Source organism: Mesorhizobium sp. WSM4807 (assembly GCF_055811615.1).
In genome coordinates, this window is record NZ_JBVVQY010000114.1 from 1 (window position 1) to 689 (window position 689).

General features: G+C 58.8%; 1 protein-coding gene. It reads right to left on the bottom strand.

Annotation, left to right across the window (positions count from 1 at the left end; genetic code table 11):
• Positions 1–491: 491 nt before the first annotated feature.
• On the bottom strand, positions 492–689 hold a 198-nt coding region (locus AC0L3N_RS33920; protein ID WP_473552058.1), incomplete at its 5' end, for a hypothetical protein.

Below are 689 nucleotides of genomic sequence, written 5' to 3' on the forward strand. Positions count from 1 at the left end.
CCCCCGCCCACCCTGTGCCTGGTGAACGACTGATCGCCCGCCGTGCCGAAAGGTGCGGCGGGCTTTTTGACTTCCGTATGGAACACCGGCTCGGGGAGGGCGTTCGGCTTCTGCAGCATCTTCTCCTGTAAACCAAGCTGCGAGATCGGTGTCCTCTCCCGATCAGCCCGCGTCCTTCCCCTCTGTAGGGTGCGCGGGCTTTCAGCCATTTGGCCGATGCGTGGTCGTGAAAGTTACCCACACTAAAGCTGGGTCAGTTCCTATGATGCCAACAGACCTTTGCCCGCGATCTCTCCCGGAGGCGCGGGCTTTTCAATCGGTGGTTATCTGGTTGACAAACCCAGTTAGAAGATAACCAACAAAACGTGCTACATGGGCGATGAAATTGCCCCGCCCGGCGTACGACCTTGCCAGCACATTGAGCGAGATCGGGCTGGCGCGGGCACTACGTGCCAGCCTTGCGCATCAGAGGGCGCGAATGATCGCCTTACTTAGCGATCTGCCCAAACCCGAATGGAAGCAGAGATGCCGCCGTCGTCCGCGCTCATGTGCGAGCTGCCGGCGCTGCCCAGCCGTAGGCGTTGACTGATTTTTTCCGTTCCGGAAATGCTGATGCATGTCGCGCAAAAGTGTGCAGCGGTTTTGCGATAACGACATGCATAAAACAGCAACCTAAAGCGCGTCGCATG